The organism is Ruegeria arenilitoris (genome assembly GCF_013030265.1).
Classification (GTDB): Bacteria; Pseudomonadota; Alphaproteobacteria; order Rhodobacterales; family Rhodobacteraceae; genus Ruegeria; species Ruegeria arenilitoris_E.
Window position 1 is genome coordinate 348,599 of the sequence record NZ_WPZQ01000002.1, and the last position, 24,428, is coordinate 373,026.

A 24,428-nucleotide genomic window follows, 5' to 3' on the forward strand; every position below is an offset into this window, starting at 1 on the left:
TGTGGTCAGATGGCAAAACGACGGGGAAATGGCGGGTAAGTCCACGACCGATCTCGAAAGGCGAAACGTCCCTGTATTGGCAGGGCAGAGTATTCTGTCGCAAGTCGCGTGGACAATGGGCAGCCCGTCAGTTGTTCTGCCTTTTCTGGCGGTCTCGCTTGAAATGCCGATGTTTTTGGCTGGAGCTCTGGTGTCGGTTCGAAAAATCGGTGGCACGCTGTCGGATGTTTTTCTTGCTGGCCGGATTTCCGCAAAACAACAGAAAAAGCGCGCAATAGCGCTGACTGAAATTGGCATAGGCGCTTGTTTGTTAGTGGCGATTGTTGTCGCTGCGGTTGGAGGTACGCCCCTGATTGCTGTGGCGTTTGTGGCTGCGTTTTTTTGCATCGGATTGGTGGAAGAGATCCAAAGCCTCATGCTGACAGATCTACTGGGTGATCATCTGAAGTCGAAATCCAGGATGTGGATGCATTATCTGCAGCTTGGCGCCGGGGGATTGGGTGCAATCGCACTGACCTTGATACTGCACGAAATTACCAAGGAAAATCCGCCGTTCTCGCGCCACTCGACGGTGATTGCCGCAGCCGTTACCTTTTTTGTACTTTCCGGTCTGTCCATTCTTGCGATGGCGGAGTTGGCCCGGGATGACAAAACCGGGATGCAGGCCGAACGCCCGCAACACCGGTCGGCAGGTCAGTACATCGGCGACATTCGTGCAATGTTTGATCAGGCCTGGTTCCGGCAATATCTGGTGATGCGGTTGCCCCTGGTTGTGGTTGCGTTGGCCGTGCCATTTTTTGCGTTGATTGCGGCCGAGGCGCATCATGCGACTGCCAAGGGTTTAACCGCCCTAATCATTTCATCGGCATCGGGGTATCTGATCTCTGCACCATTGTGGCAATTCATAAACATGAAATCGCATCGCGCGGTAATGGTCACCGGGACATTGATGGTGGCGGCGACCGGCGCAGTGCTGGTTTCTGTCCACTACATCGGCATTGATCACGATATACACTTGCACGCGGTGGCCTTGTTCATCGTGACAGTAGCGGTGACGGGTATCAGCAGCGCAAGGAAGCTTTACTTCCTTGATGTCGCCCCCAAGGAACAACGCGTCAAAGGATCAGCCGCGATCAAAAGCATCTGCAGACTGTCAGCTGTCATAATCTCTGCCGCTTTAGCAGCCATAGCCCATATGCACGAAGTCGCATTGGCGATCGTGTTCATCGTTATCTGCAGTTTATGGGCCGCATATGCCTGCTATCGCGTGGTCTTGCCAACGAACCGATTAGCAGAGCAGCAGACCGGTGCAGCTGAATAAGCGTTGTTGGCACATGGCACGCTCAAGCCGGTCGGTCATCTCAGAGTGCTGCGTGCATCTCGAATTTCCTGAGATCTCTTCTGGCCAGAACCATCGAGTGGGCCGTGATGTCATCAATGAGCTCAGGGAAGAGGCAGCATAGTTCCTGCAACTGGTCCTGATCGAAACCACCCGCACTGTTTTCACCCAGATACAGACTTTCGGTCCAGACGCCTTCTGATTGGATGACTTCGTGGCGATCAAAAAGCAGATGATAATAAGTCACGCTTTTTGGGTTTTGTTGAGATACCCCCTCAAGAGGTGTCAGAAACTTTGCTGCAGCAAAGGCCTCGTTTTCGGCGAAAAGCAGGTTGATTTGGGGACCAAATGAAAGCACCCGGTGCATAGGCGAAAGATAGAGATCCCGTTTGGGTAAATTCCGACCCAATGCGCCCCGCTTAATTCGTATCGGCCGTGTGAAACTCGCCTTACTCAGCATTTTGCGATCCAACGTAGCACGTCCAATCCACCGGATTTTCTGAATTCCGTGATCTCTGGTCTGGACACGATCTCCCACTCCTAGAGACTCGATGGGTAAAGAGCCGGTATCCGTTGTAATTCTTGTCCCGGCTGCAAAGCAGGGCGGTGGAGGGATAGGTGTCAGGTCACCCGGATCACCCTCCTGATCGCCATTTTGCTCGGAGTCTTCAGCGAGCACGCTGTCAGACGGAACAGTTCCATCTGTTGGGACAAAGTATATCTCTTTGTCACCCGAGGCGTCCTCGTGTTCGATGTACCAGCCCGTTACGGTCAGCCCATTTTCCAACTCAATCGTGGATTGGTCTTTTAGGGCTGAGATGGTGAAGCCGTCGATCGTGTCTTCACCTTCGGCGATTGTGTCATCCATGTTCTCGTCGGTCAGAGTCACAACGGTCGCGATAGCGGGCTCACCCGCTTTGCCACCGTCGCTGCCGGTGTTCCCGAGATAATAAGCTGCAACCACATAGTCGGTGGCCATTCGCGCGCCCACCTGTACCAGAGAACAAGTTACTACAGGTAGATGAATATATTCGAATTTTAAGTTTCGACAAGATTTACGCCGAATTGGTGGGTGCACACGTGTGATCAGTAGAAGGATGCAACCTCTTCAAGCGGTTTCTTCAGCTTTGCAACGGAGGGCACGGTTGCATCGTCTGACGGGTGCCCGACCGCTATGATCATCGTCGGTTTTTCCGAAGCCGGGCGATCCAGTGCATCGTTCAGAAAGCGCATCGGGTTGGGCGTGTGTGTCAGCGTGCTAAGGCCTGCGTGGTGCAACGCTGCAAGCAGAAAGCCGGTGGCGATGTTCACGCTCTCGGGTACGTAGTAGTTCTTGTAACGTGTACCGTCTTCGAACTGTCCCCAGCGCTGTGCGAAGACCACGATCAGCCAGGGCGCCATGGTCAGATGTTCTTTGACTTCATTGGTTCCAATTGGCTCCAGCGCCTTGATCCACTCATCTCCAGCGCCACCTGCATAGAACCGACGTTCTTCTTCTTCGGCTTCCTCGCGAATGCGTTGCTTCAGCGCCTGATCCGAAATCGCCACAAAGTGCCAGGGCTGGTGATTTGCCCCGGACGGCGCGGTTCCGGCAGTGCGGATGCAGCTTTCAATGACTTCTCGCGACACCGGTCGGTCACAATAGTCCCGTACCGTATGACGCTTGCGCATGATCTCATAGAATTCCTGAGCGGCTGCGGCCATTTGTTCATCTGTCAGGTCACTGCGATCGGGCAGGGGGAGCGGGTCGTAGCTGAGGCTGTCGCGGGAAAACATGTTAATTCTCCAGTAGTTTATGCCTTATCGGGTGGATTTACGCCCGGATCAAGGCCTGCGTTGCTGCATCCTTGACTGCGCGCGTCAATGGCGCAAGGGCAGGGGCCAGAATACGCCCGACCTGCCAGGTCAATGCCACGTCCAGATGCGAGTTGGGCACGACCTCACACAATCGATCATCATTGATAAATGGCTGCGCGAGAACTTCGGGGTTCATACCCCAACCCAACCCTGCCGCAGCGGCTTCGACAAATCCTTGTGTAGACGGCAGGAAATGCGAAGGGGGCGATATGCGTTGACTTGTCTGTGTCGAGATCCATGCGCGCTGAAGATTGTCCTTTTGGTTGAAGGTCAGACACGGTGCGCGTGCGAGTGAGGTGTGATTGACACCGTTGGCGAACCATTTGTGCATGTAGCCCGGGCTTGCAGTGGCCAGATAGCGCAACGTACCCAACGCTGTAGCATCGCACCCGGTAACGGATTGACCACCGACTGTGATTGCCGCGCTGACTTCTCCACGGCGCAGCCATTCCGCTGAATGATCCTGATCATCGACGACGAGGTCGAACAACATGTCGTCAACCTGTGCCATGGCATCAATGAACCATGTCGCAAGGCTGTCTGCAGGAACAGCAATTTTAACTCTGGCGGGGCCTGTCGCCCGGTCGATAGCCAGTTCCTGACCCAGATGTGCCTCAAGCAGTCCGATATCTTCAGCATGTCGGGCAATCCGCAATCCTGCAGGTGTACCTGTGCAGGGCACGCCGCGCTGGACCAGCGCCACACCCACCCGATCCTCAAGCGACTTGATACGCTGTGAAATTGCCGATGGTGTGACTGAAAGTTCGGCAGCGGCAATTTCAAAGCTGCCATGTCGCAGGATCGCCGAAAGGGCGGTCAGATGATGTGGGTCCAGCTGCATTAGTGTAACTTAATAGGCTTCAGTTTCTTTAATTTGATAAAGCCGTCTGAGGCGTCTAGTCAAACTGGCAATGAACAGGAGTCCTCATGTCCGCATCCATGATTGCCGGTTTTGCCCTTGGTTTTAGCCTGATCCTCGCTATCGGCGCACAAAACGCCTTTGTGCTGCGGCAAGGATTGCGGCGCGAGCATGTATTTGCACTTTGCCTGACCTGCGCAGTTTCAGACGCCATTCTGATTGGTGCGGGCGTAGCCGGGTTTGGAACGCTGGCCGAGGCGGCCCCATGGTTTGAGACGGTCATGCGCTATGGTGGAGCGATATTCCTGACTTGGTATGGGCTGCGTAGCCTGCAATCTGCCTGGCGGGGTGGGGCAGTCATGGACGTTGGTGAGAGCCAACGCACCAGCCTGCGCACCGCTCTGCTCACGGTGCTGGCATTCACCTGGCTCAACCCGCATGTCTATCTTGATACCGTCGTTCTCATTGGTTCGATCTCGGCACAATATGATGATCGGATGGGTTTTGCCCTTGGGGCTATGTTCTCCAGCTTTGTGTTCTTCTTTTCGCTTGGGTATGGGGCGGGAATTCTGTCCCCTGTCTTTGCCCGCCCGCGCGCGTGGCAAGTGCTGGATATGATCATCGGGATCGTCATGCTGGGCATTGCCTACAAACTTGTTGCGATGTGAAGGGTTGTTCCTCGTCGGGTTTCGGTGTTCAACCGTTTCCATGACAACGGTTGCCATTCAATCCCGCCCGCTTGCCGGCATGTTCTGGATGTTCTCCGCCGGGTTGTCCTTTGTGGCGATGACGGCGTTGGTCAAGTCTCTGGGTACATCGATGGACCCTATTCAGGCAGCCTTTCTTCGCTATGTCCTAGGACTTGTGTTTCTGTTGCCTGCAATGCGCGCAATCATGACAACCCATCTGACGCGCCGGCACCTAACGCTGTTTGGTGTACGCGGGATGATTCACGCGGTTGGAGTCATGCTGTGGTTCTATGCGATGACGCAAATCCCACTGGCCGAAGTGACAGCCATGAACTATCTCACTCCGGTTTATGTCACGCTTGGCGCTGCACTTTTTCTGGGTGAGAAAATGGCGTTTCGCCGGATCGCGGCGATACTGGTTGCTCTGATCGGAGCCGCGATCATCCTCCGTCCGGGCTTTCGGGAGGTATCGACCGGACATCTGGCCATGCTTGGTACATCTCTGATGCTTGGTGGCTCTTATCTGCTCGCCAAGGCGATGGTGCAGGATGTCCGCCCATCCGTGGTGGTGGCCCATCTTTCTATCTGGACCACCATTTTCCTGATCCCCTTCGCGATCGCAGTTTGGACCCCGCCCAGCCTACGCGATATCGGCGTACTCTTTCTCATCGCCAGCTTTGCTACCGCGGGGCACTATTTCATGACGCTTGCATTGCAGGCTGCTCCGGTGGCCGTGACGCAGCCGGTTACCTTTCTTCAACTGATCTGGGCCACTTTGCTGGGCGCCTTTGTCTTCCATGAAGGCATTGACCTGTGGGTGGTCGCGGGTGGGACTTTGATCCTTGCGGCGGTGACATTCATCACTTGGCGCGAGGCGGTCCTGAAGCGAGGAAACTTGACGCCTCCGAGTATTGCGCCCAAGCTTTAGATACAGGCGAGCGTAGCCGGATGTGCGTTATTGATTGACGAGTCAATAAAAACCCCTTAGCGTTTTCCCATCAGGTTGTGTTGAGGGGGGCAGCGATGCCAAAACTCGGAATGGAGCCGATCCGGCGTGATGCGATTGTCAAAGCGACGATCGCTGAACTTGGTTCGAAAAAATCCCTTGATGTAACCGTCAGCCAGATTGCTAAGCGCGCAGGGATGTCCAGTGCGCTGGCGCATCACTATTTTGGCGGTAAAGATCAGATCTTTCTGGCGGCAATGCGCCGTATTCTCTCGGATTTCGGGGCAGAAGCCCGGAGCGAGCTCAAAGCAGCCGACCCGAAGGAACGAGCACATGCAATCATCCGGGCGTGTTTTGCGCCTTCTTGCTTTACGCCCGACGTCATCGCCGCCTGGATGACCTTTTATGTGCTGGCGCAGACCAATGATGATGCGTTGCGCCTGTGGCAGATCTATCAGGCACGTATCCGGTCGAATCTGACCGATGCCCTGCGCCCGGTCATGAAAGATCCGGTCGAAGCAGCTGAAAACATGATTGCCCTGATCGATGGGCTTTATATCCGCGCTGCACTCAGCGCACCCGAAAAACCGCAACTGGCCGTCAACCATGCAATGCGTGTTCTGAATACCCTGCTTGAGGCTGAAAAATGACAAAACCCAACATTCTGATCCTGATGGTGGATCAGCTTAACGGAACCCTCTTTCCCGATGGTCCCGTAGACTGGCTTCATGCTCCGAACCTGAAGAAACTGGCCAGCAAATCGACCCGGTTTGCCAATGCCTACACGGCCTCGCCACTGTGCGCGCCGGGGCGGGCCAGCTTTATGTCCGGTCAGCTTCCGTCCCGCACAGGCGTTTATGACAACGCCGCCGAGTTTCGTAGTGACATCCCGACCTATGCACACCATTTGCGCCGCGCAGGATACTACACCTGCCTGTCTGGCAAGATGCACTTCGTGGGTCCCGATCAGTTGCACGGGTTCGAGGATCGCCTGACGACCGACATCTATCCAGCAGATTTCGGCTGGACCCCGGATTATCGCAAACCCGGCGAACGGATCGACTGGTGGTATCACAATATGGGTTCGGTGACAGGCGCAGGTGTGGCTGAAATCTCGAACCAGATGGAGTACGACGACGAGGTCGCATACAACGCCAAGGCCAAGCTATATGATCTGGCCCGTGGCAAAGATGACCGCCCATGGTGCGTCACCGTGAGCTTTACACACCCGCATGATCCATATGTAGCGCGCCGCAAATACTGGGATCTCTACGAAGATTGCGAGCATTTGCAGCCTGAGGTCGCTGATCTCGGCTATGACAATCAGGATCCGCATTCCAAGCGCATCTTTGACGCAAATGACTGGCGTAGCTTCGACATCACCGAAGAAGATATCCGTAAGTCGCGACAAGCCTATTTTGCCAACATCTCATATCTGGATGACAAGATCGGCGAGATCCTCGAGGTGCTGGAAACCACCCGTCAGGAAGCCATCATCATGTTTGTCTCGGATCACGGCGATATGCTGGGCGAGCGGGGATTGTGGTTCAAAATGAACTTCTATGAGGGTTCGGCCCGTGTGCCACTGATGATCTCTGCACCAGATATGCCTGCAGGTCGTATCGATACGCCGGTCTCGACAATCGACGTCACGCCGACTCTCGGGGCGCTGGCCGGCGTTGACATGGCAGAGATTGCGCCGTGGACAGATGGTGAAGACCTCGTGCCGCTTGCCAATGGCACCGAACGCACGGCGCCGGTGAAGATGGAATATGCGGCCGAGGCGTCGTATGCACCTCTGGTTTCGCTGCGTTATGGCAAATGGAAATACAACCGGTGCGCGCTGGACCCGGACCAGTTGTATGATCTTGAGGCTGACCCTCACGAATTGAACAATCTTGCGGACTCCCCTGAACATGCAGGCACGCTGGAAACGCTGAAGGCAAAGTCCGAAGCGCGCTGGGATCTGGACCAGTTCGACGCCGATGTGCGCGCCAGTCAGGCCCGCCGCTGGGTCGTGTACGAGGCGCTGCGTCAGGGCGGATACTACCCGTGGGATTATCAGCCGCTGCAGAAGGCGTCCGAACGCTACATGCGCAACCACATGGATCTGAATGTCGTAGAGGAAAACGCGCGCTTCCCGCGCGGGGAATGACCTCTTCACCGTTTTGAAAATACTCCCGCCGAACACCTGATGATCAGGGCCGGCGGGACAAGGAGTCGTGAATATGGAAGCAGATTTCGTCATCGTTGGCGCAGGATCCGCGGGTTGTGCGATGGCTTATCGCCTGAGTGAGGCAGGGGCCTCGGTTCTGGTGATCGAGCATGGCGGCACAGATGCCGGTCCGTTCATCCAGATGCCGGCGGCGCTAAGCTACCCGATGAACATGTCGCGCTATGACTGGGGTTATCAGTCCGAGCCGGAACCGCATCTGAACAACCGCCGACTGGCCTGTCCGCGTGGCAAGGTGATCGGTGGGTCATCTTCGATCAACGGCATGGTCTATGTGCGTGGCCATGCGCGCGATTTCGATACTTGGGCCGAGATGGGGGCAGATGGATGGTCCTATGCTGATGTGCTTCCGTATTATAAACGCATGGAGACATGGCATGACGGTGGCCATGGCGGAGATCCGACCTGGCGTGGAACCAATGGCCCGTTGCATGTCTCGCGCGGGCCGCGCGCAAATCCGCTGTTCCAGGCCTTCGTCGATGCGGGTCAACAGGCGGGTTACGAAGTCACCGGTGACTATAACGGGGAAAAGCAGGAAGGCTTTGGCCCGATGGAGCAGACCGTCTGGAAAGGACGGCGTTGGTCCGCGGCAAATGCCTATCTGAAACCTGCCCTCAAACGAGAAAACTGTGATGTCGTGCGTGGTCTGGCTTCGCGCGTTGTTATGGAAAACGGTCGCGCAACCGGGGTTGAACTTGTCCGGGGCGGTAAGAAAGAAATCATCCGCGCACGGCGCGAGGTGGTACTGGCCGCGTCCTCCATCAACTCTCCCAAGTTGCTGATGTTATCGGGCATTGGTCCCGCAGCGCATTTGGCTGAGCACGGGATCGAGGTTGTTGCGGACCGTCCGGGTGTTGGTGCGAACCTTCAGGACCACTTGGAGCTGTATATTCAACAAGCATCACTGCAGCCCATCACGCTCTACAAGCACTGGAATCTGATCAGCAAAGGTCTGATCGGGGCGCAGTGGCTGTTTACCAAAACCGGTCTGGGTGCATCGAACCAATTCGAAAGCGCCGCGTTCATTCGCTCGAAGCCCGGCGTGGAATATCCTGATATTCAGTACCATTTCCTGCCAATCGCTGTGCGGTACGATGGTCAGGCAGCAGCTGAAGGGCATGGTTTCCAGGCGCATGTGGGGCCGATGCGGTCGCCGTCGCGTGGCGCGGTCACATTGCGTTCGGCCAAGGCCGAAGACGCGCCGGTCATCCGGTTCAATTACATGAGCCATGAAGAGGACTGGGAAGATTTCCGCACCTGCATTCGTCTGACCCGTGAGATCTTTGGGCAGGACGCGTTCAAACCTTATGCCGGAAAGGAAATCCAGCCAGGAGCGGGCGTACAGACGGATGAAGAGTTGAACGGCTTTATCGCGGAACATGCCGAAAGCGCCTATCACCCTTGTGGGACCTGCCGGATGGGGCGTGCCGATGATAAGAACGCGGTTGTGGATCCCGAAGGTCGTGTGATCGGCGTAGATGGGCTGCGCGTTGCCGACAGCTCGGTCTTCCCGCAGATCACCAACGGAAACCTCAATGCGCCATCTATCATGGTGGGTGAGAAGGTCTCGGATCATTTGCTGGGCAAGGATCCATTGCCCAAGGCAAATGACCGGCCTTGGATCAATCCTAATTGGGCAGTGGCACAGCGTTAACCTTTCTTAACAGCCCCCGTTGAAAGCACCCATGGTCGGGTGCATATCGGGGGTATGTTAAGGATTTGTTTAGCATTTGTTCTGGCTTTCCCGGTCGCTGCCTATTCAGCGGATCGGATCGAAGGGCGTGTTCACGTCGTGGATGCCGACACATGGGATGTGGGTGGCGTCCGCGTTCGTCTGCATGGGATCGACGCTCCGGAACTGGATCAGTCCTGCAAGGATGCGAAGGGCCAAAACTGGTCTTGCGGGGCTTGGGCTACCCAACAGGTCAAAATGCGTTTTGAGGGAAAGACCGCGGCTTGCGTACCACGTGACCGTGATCGATACGATCGGGTCGTCGCGCGTTGCAACGTGCGCGGTACAGATGTCGCGCAGATAATGGTTCTTGAGGGCCTCGCGTTTGCCTATCGCAAGTACTCCAACGATTATGTTGCCGACGAAACCAAAGCGGTCGCCTCAAATCAGGGGTTGCATGCGGGGCAGGTGCAGGTGCCTTGGGTCCACCGGGCATCAGGGCGAAACCAGAACTCACAGTCCTGTCAGATCAAAGGAAACATCTCGTCCAGCGGCGAACGCATCTACCATGTCCCCGGACAGAAATACTATGCGAAGACAAAAATCAGCCAACGCAAGGGTGAGCGATGGTTTTGCTCGGCATCAGAAGCCCGATCTGCTGGATGGCGTCCGGCAAAGCGTTGAATATTGAATGAAATCCGGCAAAATTTGATCCGGGTCAAAGAGGTATGGAACGATCACCTTTACCAATAGTTTGTAACGATAGATCAAGGAGCGAACAGCAATGTCTCACACCCCGCATGAACTGGCCGAAGAGTTTCCCGCCAAGGTCGAGTTGATGAGCCAGCTCAAGCAATCGGATGCCCATTTCGCCCGACTGTCTGACGAATATCACGAGATCAATCGAACCGTACATCGGGCTGAAACCAATATCGAACCGATGGAGGAGTTGGCTGAGGTGGAGCTGCGCAAAAAACGGGCAGCACTCAAGGATGAGATTTGGGCGATCCTGTCCAAATCCTGATCGACAAACACGGGCGGGGGCAGCGCTCCCGCCACGTATTGTAGCGCCTAGGTCACCTCATAGGGCAGCGTGCCGCGGGTATGGGCATCGATTGTCAGGCGACGCTCCAGCGGTGGAACAGACCTTTGATGGCAGGTCTGGCGCTCGCAAATTCTGCAGGAAATCCCAATAGGCTCGTATGCGCTTGCGTTATTGATGTCGAGGTTGTCGGCATAGACCAAAGCCTCGGCATGGCGGACTTCACACCCCAATGCGATGGCGTATCTGCGTACAGGTGCGCCGAAAGACCCCCCCGATTTGGAAACATCCCGCGCCAGCGAAATGTATCTGACTCCATCCGGGGTTTCCGCCAGTTGCAGCAGAAAATGGCCGGGCGTTTCAAAGGCGCGGTGAACGTTCCACAAAGGACACGCCCCGCCAAAGCGCGCAAATTGCAGGCGTGTGGCAGAATGGCGTTTGGTGATGGTTCCGGCCTGATCCACCCTGACAAAGAAGAACGGAATTCCCTTGGCGCCGGGCCGTTGCAGTGTCGACAGGCGGTGGGCGACCTGTTCAATTGATGCGCCGAACCGGTTGCTGAGCAATTCCAGATCGTGGCGATCTTCCTGCGCGGCAGCCAGAAATGCCCCGTAGGGCATCAGCGACGCGCCCGCGAAATAGTTCGCAAGGCCGATCTTGGCGATTGAACGCGCCTCTTCACTTTGAAAGCGTGCGAAATCCAGCGTTGCTTCCAGTAGCTTGTCCTGACTGATCAGCGCCACTTGCAGAAGCAGCTGAAACACCTGAGTCTGTGGCGCGGCACGTGAGGACAGGCGCAACGTTCTGGTGTCGGAATCATAGTTGCGCATGTCCTCGATGTCAGCAAAGCGGACCTGAATGCCCCTTTCAGAAAGGCTGTTGATAGCCGCCTGACGAATGCCGCCAGGATCTTCGGCACGTTCGGCAAACCTTTCAGCAGCGCGGTCGACCGCGTCGATGTAGTTATCGCAATAGTGGAAGAAGTCGCGCACTTCTTCCCAGGGGCTTGCCTGTGTGCGTGCGTCTTCGCGTCCGAGTGCTTCATCCAGCGAAGCCAACCTCTCATGAGTTTGGCGATAGGTTTTGTGCAGATCGATGAACGCTCTTGCCAAGGCGGGTGCGTTTGATGCGGTCAGTCGCAGATCAGCCAGAGGGGGCATCGAATCTGCAAAGACCGGATCGGCCAATGCTTCGCGCATGTCCGAGACCAGCCTTTCGCTGTCCCCAGTACTCAGTTCGGTCACATCCATCCCGAATTCTTGCGCCAGAGCCAGAACAACCGTCGTCGAAATCGGACGATTATTGTTCTCCATCTGATTGAGATAAGGGAGCGAAACGCCAAGCTTGGCAGCGAATTCCTTTTGGGTCAGCGAAAGCCGTGTACGCATTTCGCGAAGCTTTGCACCGGCATAAAGTTTTTGGGTGGCCATGATGAATCTTTGCAGCTTTCCTGAAGCTGCAGGCTAACTTTGCAAACCTTTCAGTGCAAGCGACCTAAAGTCCCAGTTGCCGTTCGCGCCAAATGACACTGCTGATGGCGATAATGGCCAGGATCGAGGTCGCGAGCATCAGCCATAGCAGGGGCATTGCGCCGGTTTCACGGGTCAGTAACGCACCAGCAAGTGCGCTCAAAGCGGCGCCGCCACCCAGCATGATTGCACCGCTTAATCCTGACGCCGTGGCGGCAAGATGCGGGCGCACGGATAAGGAACCAGCAGTTGCGTTGGGGATGGACATACCGTTTCCGAGGCCGACAAAGGTCATGAAGCCAAAAAAGCTGAATGCAGTTCCCATTCCTAGCAGAAACAAAGCTGCGGATAGCGCGACGCCAATTGCATTCAACCAGCACCCCCACAGGACCATCCGATTGACGCCAAAGCGAACCGAATAACGCCCGCTTATGAAGTTGCCAAAGAAATACCCCACAGCGGGAGCACCAAAATAGATGCCCACTTCGGCGGCCGTCAGTCCGAACACTTCGGTTCCAATGAAGGGTGCGCCGCCCAGATAGGCGAAGAAAGCGCCCGAGGACAAAGCCGAGGACAGCGAATAGCCCCAGAACCGGGGTGAGGTCAGCAGTTCAGGATACTCCCGAAATTGCTGCATCAATGTCTTGCCGCTTTTGGCCGACGTCTCACCGAAATCCATATAGGTCAGCGCCAATGCCAAAACGGCCAATCCGAAGGGCAGCCAGAAATTAGCCTTCCATCCGAAGCTTTCTTCCAGCACCCCGCCTATGGCTGGCCCGATCATCGGAACAACAGCCATGCCCATTGTCACATAGCCGATCATCGATGCCGCCTGATCCTGTTCGAACATGTCGCGAACCGCGGCCCGGCTCAGGACAAGGCCAACAACGATGACAGCTTGGCTCATCCTGAAAAACAGAAAGAGTTCGACGTTCGGGGCATAGATACAGCCAAGCGTCGCCAGCAGAAAGAGCCCAAGGCCCCACAGTAGCACCGGTCGGCGACCGGCTTTGTCTGCGATTGGTCCGATCAGGATCTGCATAAGCGCATTTACAAGTAGATACAGTGCTATCGAAAGCTGCATCACCTTGTAGTCGGTGTCGAAATAGACAGCCATGAAGGGCAGGCTGGGCAGGTACAAATTCATGCTCAGCGCTGACAATCCTGACAACAGGACCAGCGTGGCAAGCGTTGGTGGAGTGTGCCCGATCGAGCGCGAACTGAACTGCATGGTTCACACTTAGAGCCTGCATTTCGGAATTACTATCAGATTGATGGCTTAATTCGTTAATTAACAAATTTGCAGTTGCCATGTGGCTGGTTTCCAAAATTTTGCAAATTTGCGGAAAAAGCCTTTGGGTCACCTTCAGCAACCTATATTGTCCCGGAAAATTTCACAGGGGACTATCGTGATGAAGGACATCCTTTCCGAGCTCGAAGATCGTCGCGAAGCCGCGCGACTGGGTGGTGGGCAAAAGCGTATCGATGCGCAGCATGCCCGCGGGAAACTGACCGCGCGTGAGCGGATCGAGCTGCTGGTGGACGAAGGCAGTTTCGAAGAATTCGATATGTTCGTCAGCCACCGCTGTACCGATTTCGGAATGGAAAATCAAAAGCCTGCGGGTGATGGCGTTGTGACCGGCTGGGGCACGATCAACGGCCGCATGGTCTATGTCTTTTCGCAGGATTTCACCGTCTTCGGTGGGTCGCTGTCTGAAACGCACGCCCAGAAAATCTGCAAGATCATGGATATGGCGATGCAGAATGGCGCGCCGGTGATCGGCATCAACGACTCGGGTGGTGCGCGAATCCAGGAAGGCGTGGCCTCGCTTGCGGGCTATGCCGAGGTGTTCCAGCGCAACATCATGGCCTCGGGCGTTGTGCCGCAGATCAGCGTCATCATGGGTCCCTGTGCCGGTGGTGCGGTCTACAGCCCTGCGATGACCGACTTCATTTTCATGGTTAAAGACACCTCTTATATGTTCGTGACTGGCCCCGACGTTGTGAAAACCGTCACGAATGAGGTCGTAACTGCTGAGGAACTCGGCGGCGCATCGACCCACACCAAGAAATCGTCCGTCGCAGACGGCGCCTTTGAAAACGATGTCGAAGCATTGGCTGAGGTTCGTCGCCTCGTCGACTTCCTGCCGCTCAACAACCGCGAAAAACCACCCGTTCGCCCATTCTTTGATGAGCCCGACCGGATTGAAACTTCGCTGGATACGTTGATCCCGGAAAACCCGAACACGCCCTACGACATGAAAGAACTCATCACCAAAGTGGCGGATGAGGGCGATTTCTATGAGATTCAGGAAGATTACGCCAAGAATATCATCACTGGTTTCATCCGGCTCGAGGGGCAGACCGTTGGTGTCGTAGCAAACCAGCCTATGGTTCTGGCGGGCTGTCTGGATATCGACAGCAGCCGCAAGGCGGCGCGGTTCGTACGCTTCTGTGATTGCTTTGAAATCCCGATCCTGACCTTTGTAGATGTGCCGGGCTTCCTGCCGGGAACCTCGCAGGAATATGGGGGTGTCATCAAACACGGCGCCAAGCTGCTGTTTGCCTATGGCGAAGCTACCGTTCCAAAAGTCACCGTCATCACTCGTAAGGCTTATGGAGGTGCGTATGATGTTATGGCCTCTAAACACCTGCGCGGAGACTTCAACTATGCGTGGCCCACGGCCGAGATCGCGGTGATGGGCGCAAAAGGCGCGACCGAGATTATCCACCGTGCCGATCTGGGAGATGCTGAGAAGATCGCGCAGCACACGCAGGACTACGAAGACCGGTTCGCCAATCCCTTCGTTGCGGCCGAGCGTGGCTTTATCGACGAGGTGATCATGCCGCAATCAACCCGCCGCCGTGTGTCCAAGGCTTTTGCCAGCCTGCGGAACAAGCAGCTGAAGAACCCTTGGAAAAAACACGACAACATTCCGTTGTGAAGCAAGCGGTCCAACTGAAAGCCTGATCAACAGCCATTGGTGACGGATGTCTCAAATCTGGAAAAACCAAGCCTTTACCGTATCCCATGCCGACACGTCCCCGTTTGTCGGCGAGGGATTGCGCGCCTTTTTTGAATACCGGGACCTCGGGATCAAAGACGCGACACAGGGTAAATTCGGGGCTCATGTGATCCGGGCCGTTCCCGGGATGGAAAGCCCGGGTGCTTGGCATTCGCATGAACTGGATTTTCAGATGGTCTATGTCACCAAGGGCTGGGTGGTCTTCGAATACAAAGGGCAGGGCGAGCATCTTTTGCGAGAAGGGTCCTGCATTCTGCAACCACCCGGGATCGTGCATCGTGAAGTCCGACATTCGGACGATATGGAGCTGATCGAGATCACTTCGCCCTCGCAATTCGACACCAGCGACGAATCGGCGCCATGAGTTGCTCTGCCAGACATAGAATCGTGCACACCACAGGTGCTGCGCACGCGGCCCCGGAAGGAGGAGCCTGCCATTGGCAGGGCCGGGGCCGTGCTCTTGTTCTGGCTCTCGCCCTGATGGCACCCACTGCCGCGCTAACCGATGCCCTTTTGCCCGTTCCCTCAGGCCAGCCTGTCGAACTGAGCGATGTGCTGCTCGACAACAATCCGGGCGAGCTGTGGTTGCGCTTTCGTTTCATCGCTCCAAAGATCGGCTCGACCGTAGGGCGGATCGGCTATGACGTGGCTTCGACAGACATGGCGCATCTGTGTGAAACTCTGGCTGTCCCTTACGTAAATAAGCACCAGTTGGAGCCGGCGCTTGTGGTTATCTCTTTCTCCGACCGCGCGATCGAATTTGGCAATGCCTCGCCCGATGCCACGCAGTTTTTCGAAGCCTATCGGCTGGAACAATCCCAGTGTATCTGGGAGGGGCTCTGACCATGAGGGGATCATCTCATGTTGTTGGCGCGTTTCAGCGAAACGATGCGGCTTTGGAGGTGCGCATGGAGAACCCGTTCCGGAACGGAGATCTTTTTCTTTTTTATTCTAACAGTTTGACCGGCGAGGTGCAGGTATGCTGAAACATCGCGGATTTCCCGGTCGTTTAGCCGGCACTGATTTTCAGTTCACAATCCGGCGCGCCAATCCGAAGGGCGTGACGCCAATAACCCAACGTGAACGGTTCCGGGATCGCAAACCGGCAGATCGGCGCGCGGATACAGCCTTTATGGAAGCGCTGTGGGAGCATTTTGGTGATCAGCCATTTGAGCGCGGTAATCTGGATGCCGGTCGTCTGAGCTGGCTTTTCGGGCGTGAGGTTGTCGCGGCAGAAGACCCGTTTGATCCTGAAAGTTATGACGCACTTTTGGTGATCGATCTGGATGCGGCACGGCAGTCCTTTCCCGATATCTTTGATGGGGTTGGCTGAAGTTGATCCAGACGGCGGCACATATCGCAACGTCCAGTATTCAGGGACAAAAAGGCGCCATCTATCTGGGTGATTTGGCGCATTTTCCCTTTACGACTAAGGCCGCTGTCGGCGCATTTCTGCGCGGAAATTCTGCGGATGGGCAGAAACCAGCCGGAAATTCAAATGGAAACAATGACTGGTTGGCGGGTGGAATTGTGCCATGCAAGGTGAGCGGGCCGTGCGGCTCTACTTTGCCTGCGCCGCACATGCACCTACTATTCCGTACCCCTTCCTTCCGCGGGCAGGCTTGTGTTCCCCACATAGTCCTGTCCGCGTTTTTCTTTGCGCGTATATCAGTCTTAAAGCAGCAAATATCTGCGCAAAAGTCGGGATCTTCGGATCTGATATTGAATAACAGCGGGCTATTCCGGCATCTGCACCCGATCGCGACAAAAAATCCAAAGGGGCAGATATCATGCGAATCTCACGACTTATCCTTGTACTGGCCGCCTTTGCGGGCGTTTCGGCCTGCGGAGACACAACCGGCGAGCAAGCGCTGCTTGGTGGCGGCGCCGGTGCGGTCGGTGCGGCCGTCCTCAACGCAGATCCGATATTCGGAGCCGCAGTCGGGGCCGCAGGAAACGTGCTCTACTGCAAGACACAGAAGAACTGCAGCTAACAACAACATTGCGGGGCATCCATTGCCCCGACCGTCATCACGCATCACGCCGTTGTGGGGCTTTCGCCCTGCAGCGGCGTTTTTGCGTTCCCAGAACACCAAGACAAAGGACGTTCCATGTTCAACAAGATCCTGATCGCCAACCGGGGTGAGATCGCCTGCCGGGTCATTAAAACCGCGCGCAAGATGGGAATCGGCACCGTTGCCATCTATTCGGATGCGGACAAACAGGCGCTGCATGTGGAAATGGCGGACGAGGCCGTGCATATCGGTCCACCCCCGGCCAACCAGTCCTATATCGTCATCGACAAGGTGATGGATGCCATTCGTCAAAGCGGTGCACAGGCTGTTCACCCAGGCTATGGCTTCCTGTCGGAAAACGCCAAGTTTGCCCAGGCGCTTGAGGCCGAGGGCGTCGCTTTTGTCGGCCCACCAAAAGGGGCCATTGAGGCGATGGGCGACAAGATCACATCCAAGAAGATCGCGCAGGATGCCAACGTTTCCACCGTGCCCGGTTATATGGGTTTGATTGAAGACGCCGATGAGGCCGTCAAAATCAGCCAGCAGATCGGTTACCCGGTGATGATCAAGGCCAGTGCCGGTGGCGGCGGCAAGGGCATGCGGATCGCGTGGAATGATGAAGAAGCACGCGAAGGTTTCCAGTCATCCAAGAACGAGGCCGCGAACTCCTTTGGGGATGATCGGATTTTCATCGAGAAATTCGTGACCCAACCGCGCCATATCGAGATTCAGGTACTTTGCGACAGTCACGGCAACGGCATCTATCTGGGTGAGCGCGAATGTTCGATCCAGCGCCGCAACCAGAAAGTTGTGGAAGAAGCGCCATCGCCTTTCCTTGATGAGGATACTCGCCGTGCAATGGGTGAGCAGGCCGTCGCGCTGGCCAAGGCCGTAGGATATGCCAGTGCCGGAACGGTGGAGTTCATCGTTGATGGCGAAAAGAACTTCTACTTCCTCGAAATGAACACCCGCCTTCAGGTGGAACACCCGGTGACCGAACTGATCACAGGCGTCGATCTGGTTGAACAGATGATCCGTGTAGCCGCGGGTGAGCCGCTGTCCATCACGCAGGACGACGTGACCTTGACGGGCTGGGCCATTGAAAACCGCCTGTATGCGGAAGATCCTTATCGTAACTTCTTGCCATCCATCGGTCGTCTGACCCGCTATCGCCCGCCTCAGGAAATCGCGGCGGGTCCGTTGCTGGTCAATGACAAGTGGCAGGGTGAGGCCCCAAGTGGTGACGCAGCCGTGCGCAACGACACCGGCGTTTATGAGGGCGGCGAGATCAGCATGTACTATGACCCGATGATCGCAAAGCTGTGCACATGGGCACCGACCCGTGAGCAAGCCATCGAGGCGATGCGTGTGGCGCTCGACAGTTTTGAGGTTGAGGGGATCGGTCACAACCTGCCGTTCCTGTCGGCCGTGATGGATCATCCCAAATTCATCAGTGGCGATATGACTACGGCTTTCATTGCCGAAGAGTATCCAGACGGCTTTGAAGGCGTTGAACTGTCTGAGACCGATCTGCGTCGTATTGCTGCCTCATGTGCCGCCATGCACCGGGTTGCGGAAATCCGTCGCACTCGCGTCTCGGGCCGGATGGACAATCACGAGCGCAAGGTTGGCAAACGCTGGGTCGTGTCGCTGCAAGGACAGGAATATGCAGTTCAGGTCAACGCGGACAAGGAAGGCGCGACTGTCAAGTTTGAGGATGGATCGACCCTGCGTGTCGCATCCGACTGGACGCCCGGCGACCAGTTGGCCGTCCTGGACGTCGACGGCAGCCCGCTAGTGCTAAAAGCTGGCAAAGTGTCCGGTGGATTCCGCATTCGGAACCGTGGCGCGGATCTCAAGGTGCATGTCCGCCGCCCACGCGCGGCAGAGCTGGCCAAGCTGATGCCAGAAAAGTTGCCGCCCGATACGTCGAAAATGCTGCTGTGCCCGATGCCGGGACTGATCGTCAAAGTCGACGTCGAAGTAGGGCAGGAAGTGCAAGAAGGTCAGGCGCTCTGCACCGTTGAAGCGATGAAGATGGAAAACATCCTGCGCGCCGAAAAAAAGGGTGTTGTGGCCAAGGTAAATGCTGGCCCCGGCGATAGCCTTGCGGTGGACGATGTGATCATCGAGTTCGAGTAGACGCAAACTAACATGAGCTTCATCCACCATATATGGATCAGCATGCTAACGATGGCAGTGCAATTTGTGCTGTCATGGTTGATGCTCGTCTATTTGGAGTGCCCTTTGCGGTGCGAAAGCGTCTCAATTGAGACGGTGAATGCGGCTCTTGTAACCTCTGGTGTTGTTGCTGGAATAACCTACGCGGCGCTCACTCGCTTGGTTTACGGCAACTGGCCCGAACTTATGGGACTTGCGACGGGTGTTGTCATAGCCATTCTGGGTGCATCGTGGCTCGCCCGTTTATCGGCGACAACGAAACTTGATGGTGTGTGGGCGATCCTAACAGCGGTGATCGTTGTTCTGACGGTCGGCTACCTTTGGTTAAGGTTTTGGGGCTCGTTACCCCCGAAACCGCGTTCTCGGGAAGCTGACACTTTAGAGGGATGCGTGAGATGATCCCTGTTCCAAGCATCACCTCTTTGCCATTGTTTCAACCACCCTCGCGACGTTCGCGGATTTCGCGTTCCCGCAATGGTGTTTTGTCGATGGATCGGCCGATTTCGCGCACGCTCCAAGGTGAGGGTTTGCGCAGTTTGACGACACCATCCTTATCAACAAACACCATCTGGAATCCGCGTGGGCGCAGTTGCGACCGGATCGGAGAACGAGCGGATGGGTCGGTGTCGGTCAACACGACGACATCCCGGTCGCGCATGGCATCTTCACCATCAAGCAGCATGTCGATCTGCTGTTGGAATCGTGGGTCTGCGGGCGTGTCGGCGAAGACAACGATGGGTCGGCTGACCCACAGAAATTCGCTCAAATCGCTCTCACCTGCGGGGCGGACGAATTCGTCTTCAGCGGGTGCAGCCCCGTCGGCGGCCATGGCTGCCAGCGGGAATAGTGCCGATAAAACAAGGGCAAGCGTTCGTGTCATGGGGCCTCCTGTTCGTTTGAATATAGCCCCTGCAGCGGTGAATGCGACCGGCGAAATGCGCGCAGCCTTCAAAATGTTGCGCTCAACCACCCTTGAAAGGGTGCCACCGAACATCACAACGCGCGGGCTGCGGCCCGGCGCGAACCGAATTGAGAAAAGGAAATCGCAATGACCGATACGAAAGACTGGCAGGCGCTGGCTGAGAAAGAGCTGCGCGGTCGCCCGTTGGACGACCTGACCAAGGAGACGCTGGAAGGCATCGACGTCAAGCCGCTTTATACGCAGGAAGACACGGCTGAACTGCCGCATATGGGGTCGCTGCCTGGGATCGGACCGTTCACGCGTGGGGTGAAGGCGACCATGTATGCAGGTCGCCCCTGGACGATCCGCCAATATGCTGGCTTTTCGACCGCCGAAGAGTCTAACGCCTTCTACCGCCGCAATCTGGCAGCGGGTCAGCAGGGTGTCTCGGTTGCCTTCGATCTGGCGACGCACCGCGGCTATGATAGTGATCACCCGCGCGTGGTTGGCGATGTAGGTAAGGCCGGCGTGGCCATCGACAGTGTCGAGGACATGAAGATTCTGTTCGACGGCATTCCGTTGGACAAGGTCTCGGTCTCGATGACCATGAACGGTGCGGTGATCCCGATTTTAGCAAGCTTCATCGTAGCGGGCGAAGAGCAGGGGCATGACAAATCGGTTCTGTCCGGCACCATTCAGAATGACATTCTGAAAGAGTTCATGGTGCGTAACACCTATATTTATCCGCCTGAACCCTCGATGAAGATCATCTCGGACATCATTGAATTCACGTCGAACGAGATGCCCAAATTCAACTCGATCTCGATATCGGGCTATCACATGCAAGAGGCCGGGGCGAACCTTGTTCAGGAACTGGCCTATACGCTTGCCGATGGCCGCGAATATGTCCGAGCTGCGACGCAGGCAGGGATGGACGTGGACAAATTCGCTGGCCGTCTATCCTTCTTCTTTGCCATCGGCATGAACTTCTTCATGGAGATCGCCAAACTGCGCGCTGCGCGCACGCTGTGGCATCGGGTGATGACCGATTTTGGTGCAAAGTCCGAGCGGTCCAAGATGCTGCGCACTCACTGCCAGACCTCTGGCGTCAGCTTGCAGGAACAGGACCCGTACAACAACGTGATCCGCACCGCTTATGAGGCGATGAGCGCGGTTCTGGGCGGGACCCAGTCGCTGCACACAAACGCTCTGGACGAGGCAATTGCACTGCCCACCGATTTCTCGGCCCGCATCGCGCGGAACACGCAGTTGGTGCTGCAAGAGGAAACCGGAGTGACCGATGTGGTCGATCCGCTGGCGGGTTCGTATTACGTCGAAAGCCTGACCAATGAGCTGATCGAGAAAGCCTGGGCCTTGATGGAAGAGGTCGAGGAGATGGGCGGTATGACCAAGGCGGTTGCCAGCGGTATGCCCAAGCTGCGGATCGAAGAAAGCGCAGCCCGTCGTCAGGCGATGATCGACCGAGGCGAAGAGGTAATCGTCGGCGTCAACAAGTACCGCAAGGAACAGGAAGACCCGATCGACATTCTGGACGTCGACAACGTGGCCGTACGCGAAGCGCAGGTCGCGCGTTTGGAACGCATCCGTGCGACCCGTGACGAGGCTGCCTGCCAACATGCGCTGGACGCTTTGACCAAGGCTGCCCAAGAGGGCGGAAACCTGCTGGCTGCTGCGGTCGAGGCCGCCCGCGCCCGCGCATCCGTAGGAGAGATCAGCATGGCAATGGAAAAAGAGTTCGGCCGTCACCGCGCCGAGGTGAAAACCCTGGCCGGTGTTTACGGCGCGGCCTACGAAGGTGATGAAGGCTTTGCTGCGATCCAGAAGTCAATCGAAGACTTCGCCGAGGCTGAAGGCCGCCGCCCCCGCCTGTTGGTGGTCAAGATGGGGCAGGACGGTCACGACCGGGGTGCCAAGGTCATCGCAACAGCCTTTGCAGATATCGGCTTTGACGTCGATGTAGGACCGCTGTTCCAGACACCCGCCGAAGCGGCACAGGACGCTGTGGACAACGACGTACATGTCATCGGCATCTCTTCGCAGGCAGCGGGCCACAAGACATTGGCACCGCAACTGGTCGAGGAACTGAAGAAAGCCGGAGCCGAAGATATCATCGTGATCTGTGGTGGTGTGATCCCTCAACAGGACTACCAGTTCCTCTATGATCACGGCGTCAAGGCGATCTTCGGGCCGGGCACGAATATTCCCGAAGCGGCACAGGACATCCTGCGCCTGATTGGGGAAGCTCGCCGATAACGCGCCAAGGCACTCTTGCCATCCGGAATTTTTCGGCGAAGATGACATTGAAAGCAGCGTGCACCCGCGCGCTGCTTTTTCTTTGAGGTCATACCGAAGGGGAGAGCGTATGATTCTGGATCATTTGGCAGTCGCGGGCGAAACGCTTGAAGCAGCTGCCTCTCATGTCGAAGAAGCGCTGGGCGTAAAGCTACAGGAAGGCGGCAAGCACGCCAGGTTCGGAACCTATAACCGGCTGTTGGGGCTGGCGGATGGTCTTTACCTTGAGGCGATTGCCGTTGATCCGAATGCACCCGCGCCAGAGTTTCCCCGTTGGTTCGATCTGGACCGGTTTTCAGGTACCCCACGGCTGACCAACTGGATTTGCCGCGTGGAAGATATTGAAGCTGACCTTGTTTCTTTATCTGAAGGGGCCGGGCAGCCAATAGATCTGGAACGTGGGGCGCTGAGGTGGCGCATGGCTGTTCCACCTTCGGGACGCCTGCCATTTGATAACCTGTTTCCAGCGCTGATTCAGTGGCAGGGCGATCTGCACCCTGCACAGATGTTACAGGCCAGTGGCTGCAGGTTGCGCCGCCTTGTCGTGTTTCATCCTGACGCGCTTGATCTGGCGAAACTGCTGGGACCACTGGAACTGGTCGAGTTTGATTCCGGACCCGTGGCCATGCGAGCCGAATTCGAAACACCGCGCGGGATGCGCGTGTTGGAATGATGGTACGAACAGCCAAAGTTGGGGATGCCCCGGCAATTGCTGACATAACGAATGTAATCATCCGCGAGACGTTGATCACCTTCACTACCGATGAACGCAGTGTTGAAAGCATTGCTGCAGATGTTGAGGCGCGTGGAAACCGGTATCTGGTGGCCGAAGCAGACGGTCAAGTGCTGGGTTTTGCAACCTATGGCCCATTCCGGGGCGGCCCGGGCTACGCCCATTCACGTGAGCACTCCATTCAGCTGTCTCCTGCTGCGCGGGGGAAGGGATTGGGACGGGCATTGATGACTGCTCTTGAAGACGTCGCACGTGCGGACGGTGTGCATGTTTTGGTCGCGGGTGTTTCATCCGACAACCCCAGTGCAATCGCATTTCATTCAGCACTTGGGTTCACCGAAGTCGGCCGGATGCCCGAGGTTGGCCGAAAATGGAATCGCTGGTTGGACCTTGTTCTGATGCAGAAAATTCTTGCCACGGAATGATTAGTCGCACCTGACAGTCACGTTTCCTCGCGCTAGGGTGCAAGCATGTCGATCTGGACCCGCATATCCGATGCGCTGAGCGCGCTTGCCCAAGGCGAAAGCCTGACCGCAGTTTTTGAAAAGCTGCGGACTCCGCCTGAACGATCGGTTGCCTTTGCAATCGCGGTGATTGCGCTGGGCGCAAAAATGGCCAAGGCCGACGGGCAGGTGACACGCGATGAGGTCACAGCCTTTCGCGAAGTATTCCAGATCGCTCGCGATGACGAAGATGGCGCGGCACGCGTTTTCAACATGGCCCGAACCGATGTCGCGGGTTATCAGGATTACGCCCGCAAGATCGCGCGCATGTTTTCCGAAGACAGCACCACGCTGTGCGATTTGATGGAAGGGTTGTTCCACATCGCGATGGCGGATGGATTTTACCACCCCAACGAAAACGAATTCCTTGAGGAAGTCAGTCGTATTTTCGGCCAGGACGAAGCGCAGTTCATGGCATTACGTGCGCGTTTCGTGCCGGATGCGCCGAATGATCCCTACACGGTTCTTGGAGTGACCCGCGAAACGCCATTGCCGGAGATTCGTAAAACCTGGCGACAATTGGTGCGTGACACGCACCCCGACGCGATGATGGCGCGTGGCGTTCCCGAAGAAGCGATCCGTCTGGCCGAAAAGAAGATGATCGATATCAACCGGGCATGGGACGAGATCAACGGCGCCCGGGTCTGAAG

The 24,428-nt window shown here is 56.4% G+C and carries 24 protein-coding genes; 18 read left to right on the plus strand and 6 right to left on the minus strand.

The window, feature by feature from the left end; translation table 11 throughout:
- Position 1: 1 nt before the first annotated feature.
- Positions 2-1,321 carry a permease gene (locus GOX61_RS04590; protein WP_367646934.1) on the plus strand — a complete coding sequence of 440 codons (1,320 nt, stop codon included), beginning with the start codon at positions 2-4 and terminating at the stop codon, positions 1,319-1,321.
- Between the two features lie 40 nt (positions 1,322-1,361).
- On the opposite strand, the gene GOX61_RS04595 is transcribed toward GOX61_RS04590, so the two are convergent.
- From GOX61_RS04595 to GOX61_RS04605, 3 genes are all read right to left on the minus strand, one after another.
- Positions 1,362-2,318 carry a Hint domain-containing protein gene (locus GOX61_RS04595; RefSeq protein WP_170331624.1) on the minus strand — a complete coding sequence of 319 codons (957 nt, stop codon included), beginning with the start codon at positions 2,316-2,318 and terminating at the stop codon, positions 1,362-1,364.
- Positions 2,319-2,425: 107 nt separating this feature from the next.
- Positions 2,426-3,115 carry a nitroreductase family protein gene (locus GOX61_RS04600; protein ID WP_170331626.1) on the minus strand — a complete coding sequence of 230 codons (690 nt, stop codon included), beginning with the start codon at positions 3,113-3,115 and terminating at the stop codon, positions 2,426-2,428.
- A 37-nt stretch (positions 3,116-3,152) separates the two neighbouring features.
- Positions 3,153-4,037, minus strand: coding sequence for a LysR family transcriptional regulator ArgP (locus GOX61_RS04605; protein ID WP_170331628.1), 885 nt, complete (start codon positions 4,035-4,037; stop codon positions 3,153-3,155).
- A gap of 86 nt (positions 4,038-4,123) precedes the next feature.
- Here GOX61_RS04605 and GOX61_RS04610 point away from each other — a divergent pair, with 86 nt between their 5' ends.
- The 7 genes from GOX61_RS04610 (at position 4,124) to GOX61_RS04640 (ending at position 10,619) form a co-directional block, all read left to right on the plus strand.
- Positions 4,124-4,723 carry a LysE/ArgO family amino acid transporter gene (locus tag GOX61_RS04610; protein WP_170331630.1) on the plus strand — a complete coding sequence of 200 codons (600 nt, stop codon included), beginning with the start codon at positions 4,124-4,126 and terminating at the stop codon, positions 4,721-4,723.
- Positions 4,724-4,763: 40 nt separating this feature from the next.
- The gene (locus tag GOX61_RS04615; protein WP_170331632.1) at positions 4,764-5,672 is read left to right on the plus strand and encodes a DMT family transporter; all 909 of its coding nucleotides are present in this window, start codon (positions 4,764-4,766) and stop codon (positions 5,670-5,672) included.
- Positions 5,673-5,767: 95 nt separating this feature from the next.
- Complete coding sequence (betI, locus tag GOX61_RS04620; RefSeq protein WP_170331634.1) at positions 5,768-6,340, plus strand: choline-binding transcriptional repressor BetI; 573 nt, start codon at positions 5,768-5,770, stop codon at positions 6,338-6,340.
- On the plus strand, positions 6,337-7,845 hold the full coding sequence (betC, locus tag GOX61_RS04625; protein ID WP_170331636.1) for a choline-sulfatase: 1,509 nt from the start codon (positions 6,337-6,339) through the stop codon (positions 7,843-7,845). The genes betI and betC overlap by 4 nt, the downstream gene beginning before the upstream one ends.
- Positions 7,846-7,918: 73 nt before the next feature.
- Positions 7,919-9,577 carry a choline dehydrogenase gene (gene betA / locus GOX61_RS04630; RefSeq protein WP_155145306.1) on the plus strand — a complete coding sequence of 553 codons (1,659 nt, stop codon included), beginning with the start codon at positions 7,919-7,921 and terminating at the stop codon, positions 9,575-9,577.
- 54 nt (positions 9,578-9,631) lie between these two features.
- The gene (locus GOX61_RS04635) at positions 9,632-10,279 is read left to right on the plus strand and encodes a thermonuclease family protein (RefSeq protein WP_170331638.1); all 648 of its coding nucleotides are present in this window, start codon (positions 9,632-9,634) and stop codon (positions 10,277-10,279) included.
- Between the two features lie 100 nt (positions 10,280-10,379).
- Complete coding sequence (locus tag GOX61_RS04640) at positions 10,380-10,619, plus strand: YdcH family protein (RefSeq protein WP_170331640.1); 240 nt, start codon at positions 10,380-10,382, stop codon at positions 10,617-10,619.
- 47 nt (positions 10,620-10,666) lie between these two features.
- On the opposite strand, the gene GOX61_RS04645 is transcribed toward GOX61_RS04640, so the two are convergent.
- Together GOX61_RS04645 and GOX61_RS04650 are read right to left on the minus strand one after the other, a co-directional pair.
- Positions 10,667-12,067 (minus strand): helix-turn-helix domain-containing protein, encoded by a 1,401-nt coding sequence (locus GOX61_RS04645; protein WP_155145300.1) that lies wholly within the window; start codon positions 12,065-12,067, stop codon positions 10,667-10,669.
- Positions 12,068-12,131: 64 nt separating this feature from the next.
- Complete coding sequence (locus tag GOX61_RS04650) at positions 12,132-13,337, minus strand: multidrug effflux MFS transporter (protein WP_170331642.1); 1,206 nt, start codon at positions 13,335-13,337, stop codon at positions 12,132-12,134.
- A 181-nt stretch (positions 13,338-13,518) separates the two neighbouring features.
- On the opposite strand from GOX61_RS04650, the gene GOX61_RS04655 reads away from it, so the two are divergent.
- From GOX61_RS04655 to GOX61_RS04680, 6 genes are all read left to right on the plus strand, one after another.
- Entirely contained in the window at positions 13,519-15,051 is a 1,533-nt protein-coding gene (locus GOX61_RS04655; protein WP_155145296.1) for an acyl-CoA carboxylase subunit beta, read from the plus strand.
- Positions 15,052-15,097: 46 nt separating this feature from the next.
- A complete protein-coding gene (locus tag GOX61_RS04660; RefSeq protein WP_170331644.1) occupies positions 15,098-15,496 on the plus strand; it encodes a cupin domain-containing protein in 399 nt (132 codons plus the stop codon).
- A gap of 116 nt (positions 15,497-15,612) precedes the next feature.
- Positions 15,613-15,975 (plus strand): DUF6497 family protein, encoded by a 363-nt coding sequence (locus tag GOX61_RS04665; RefSeq protein ID WP_254436744.1) that lies wholly within the window; start codon positions 15,613-15,615, stop codon positions 15,973-15,975.
- Positions 15,976-16,111: 136 nt separating this feature from the next.
- A complete protein-coding gene (locus GOX61_RS04670) occupies positions 16,112-16,465 on the plus strand; it encodes a hypothetical protein (protein WP_170331648.1) in 354 nt (117 codons plus the stop codon).
- A 457-nt stretch (positions 16,466-16,922) separates the two neighbouring features.
- Entirely contained in the window at positions 16,923-17,126 is a 204-nt protein-coding gene (locus GOX61_RS04675) for a hypothetical protein (protein ID WP_170331650.1), read from the plus strand.
- 117 nt (positions 17,127-17,243) lie between these two features.
- Positions 17,244-19,289, plus strand: coding sequence for an acetyl-CoA carboxylase biotin carboxylase subunit (locus GOX61_RS04680; RefSeq protein ID WP_170331652.1), 2,046 nt, complete (start codon positions 17,244-17,246; stop codon positions 19,287-19,289).
- Positions 19,290-19,761: 472 nt separating this feature from the next.
- Here GOX61_RS04680 and GOX61_RS04685 read toward each other — a convergent pair whose 3' ends face one another.
- Complete coding sequence (locus GOX61_RS04685) at positions 19,762-20,208, minus strand: DUF4174 domain-containing protein (protein WP_170331654.1); 447 nt, start codon at positions 20,206-20,208, stop codon at positions 19,762-19,764.
- A gap of 168 nt (positions 20,209-20,376) precedes the next feature.
- Here GOX61_RS04685 and scpA point away from each other — a divergent pair, with 168 nt between their 5' ends.
- From scpA to GOX61_RS04705, 4 genes are all read left to right on the plus strand, one after another.
- The gene (gene scpA, locus GOX61_RS04690) at positions 20,377-22,503 is read left to right on the plus strand and encodes a methylmalonyl-CoA mutase (protein WP_170331656.1); all 2,127 of its coding nucleotides are present in this window, start codon (positions 20,377-20,379) and stop codon (positions 22,501-22,503) included.
- Positions 22,504-22,612: 109 nt separating this feature from the next.
- Positions 22,613-23,215, plus strand: coding sequence for a VOC family protein (locus GOX61_RS04695; protein WP_170331658.1), 603 nt, complete (start codon positions 22,613-22,615; stop codon positions 23,213-23,215).
- Complete coding sequence (locus GOX61_RS04700) at positions 23,212-23,700, plus strand: GNAT family N-acetyltransferase (RefSeq protein WP_170331660.1); 489 nt, start codon at positions 23,212-23,214, stop codon at positions 23,698-23,700. The genes GOX61_RS04695 and GOX61_RS04700 overlap by 4 nt, the downstream gene beginning before the upstream one ends.
- 45 nt (positions 23,701-23,745) lie before the next feature.
- The gene (locus GOX61_RS04705; protein ID WP_155145277.1) at positions 23,746-24,426 is read left to right on the plus strand and encodes a molecular chaperone DjiA; all 681 of its coding nucleotides are present in this window, start codon (positions 23,746-23,748) and stop codon (positions 24,424-24,426) included.
- Positions 24,427-24,428: the final 2 nt, after the last annotated feature.

Excerpts from the sequence above, each read along its gene's own strand:
- GOX61_RS04595 (WP_170331624.1), bottom strand. The coding sequence starts at position 2,318 with ATGGCCACCGACTATGTGGTTGCAGCTTATTATCTCGGGAACACCGGC.
- GOX61_RS04600 (WP_170331626.1), bottom strand. The coding sequence starts at position 3,115 with ATGTTTTCCCGCGACAGCCTCAGCTACGACCCGCTCCCCCTGCCCGAT.
- GOX61_RS04605 (WP_170331628.1), bottom strand. The coding sequence starts at position 4,037 with ATGCAGCTGGACCCACATCATCTGACCGCCCTTTCGGCGATCCTGCGA.
- GOX61_RS04610 (WP_170331630.1), top strand. The coding sequence starts at position 4,124 with ATGTCCGCATCCATGATTGCCGGTTTTGCCCTTGGTTTTAGCCTGATC.
- GOX61_RS04615 (WP_170331632.1), top strand. The coding sequence starts at position 4,764 with ATGACAACGGTTGCCATTCAATCCCGCCCGCTTGCCGGCATGTTCTGG.
- betI (WP_170331634.1), top strand. The coding sequence starts at position 5,768 with ATGCCAAAACTCGGAATGGAGCCGATCCGGCGTGATGCGATTGTCAAA.
- betC (WP_170331636.1), top strand. The coding sequence starts at position 6,337 with ATGACAAAACCCAACATTCTGATCCTGATGGTGGATCAGCTTAACGGA.
- betA (WP_155145306.1), top strand. The coding sequence starts at position 7,919 with ATGGAAGCAGATTTCGTCATCGTTGGCGCAGGATCCGCGGGTTGTGCG.
- GOX61_RS04635 (WP_170331638.1), top strand. The coding sequence starts at position 9,632 with ATGTTAAGGATTTGTTTAGCATTTGTTCTGGCTTTCCCGGTCGCTGCC.
- GOX61_RS04640 (WP_170331640.1), top strand. The coding sequence starts at position 10,380 with ATGTCTCACACCCCGCATGAACTGGCCGAAGAGTTTCCCGCCAAGGTC.
- GOX61_RS04645 (WP_155145300.1), bottom strand. The coding sequence starts at position 12,067 with ATGGCCACCCAAAAACTTTATGCCGGTGCAAAGCTTCGCGAAATGCGT.
- GOX61_RS04650 (WP_170331642.1), bottom strand. The coding sequence starts at position 13,337 with ATGCAGTTCAGTTCGCGCTCGATCGGGCACACTCCACCAACGCTTGCC.
- GOX61_RS04655 (WP_155145296.1), top strand. The coding sequence starts at position 13,519 with ATGAAGGACATCCTTTCCGAGCTCGAAGATCGTCGCGAAGCCGCGCGA.
- GOX61_RS04660 (WP_170331644.1), top strand. The coding sequence starts at position 15,098 with ATGTCTCAAATCTGGAAAAACCAAGCCTTTACCGTATCCCATGCCGAC.
- GOX61_RS04665 (WP_254436744.1), top strand. The coding sequence starts at position 15,613 with ATGGCACCCACTGCCGCGCTAACCGATGCCCTTTTGCCCGTTCCCTCA.
- GOX61_RS04670 (WP_170331648.1), top strand. The coding sequence starts at position 16,112 with ATGCTGAAACATCGCGGATTTCCCGGTCGTTTAGCCGGCACTGATTTT.
- GOX61_RS04675 (WP_170331650.1), top strand. The coding sequence starts at position 16,923 with ATGCGAATCTCACGACTTATCCTTGTACTGGCCGCCTTTGCGGGCGTT.
- GOX61_RS04680 (WP_170331652.1), top strand. The coding sequence starts at position 17,244 with ATGTTCAACAAGATCCTGATCGCCAACCGGGGTGAGATCGCCTGCCGG.
- GOX61_RS04685 (WP_170331654.1), bottom strand. The coding sequence starts at position 20,208 with ATGACACGAACGCTTGCCCTTGTTTTATCGGCACTATTCCCGCTGGCA.
- scpA (WP_170331656.1), top strand. The coding sequence starts at position 20,377 with ATGACCGATACGAAAGACTGGCAGGCGCTGGCTGAGAAAGAGCTGCGC.
- GOX61_RS04695 (WP_170331658.1), top strand. The coding sequence starts at position 22,613 with ATGATTCTGGATCATTTGGCAGTCGCGGGCGAAACGCTTGAAGCAGCT.
- GOX61_RS04700 (WP_170331660.1), top strand. The coding sequence starts at position 23,212 with ATGATGGTACGAACAGCCAAAGTTGGGGATGCCCCGGCAATTGCTGAC.
- GOX61_RS04705 (WP_155145277.1), top strand. The coding sequence starts at position 23,746 with ATGTCGATCTGGACCCGCATATCCGATGCGCTGAGCGCGCTTGCCCAA.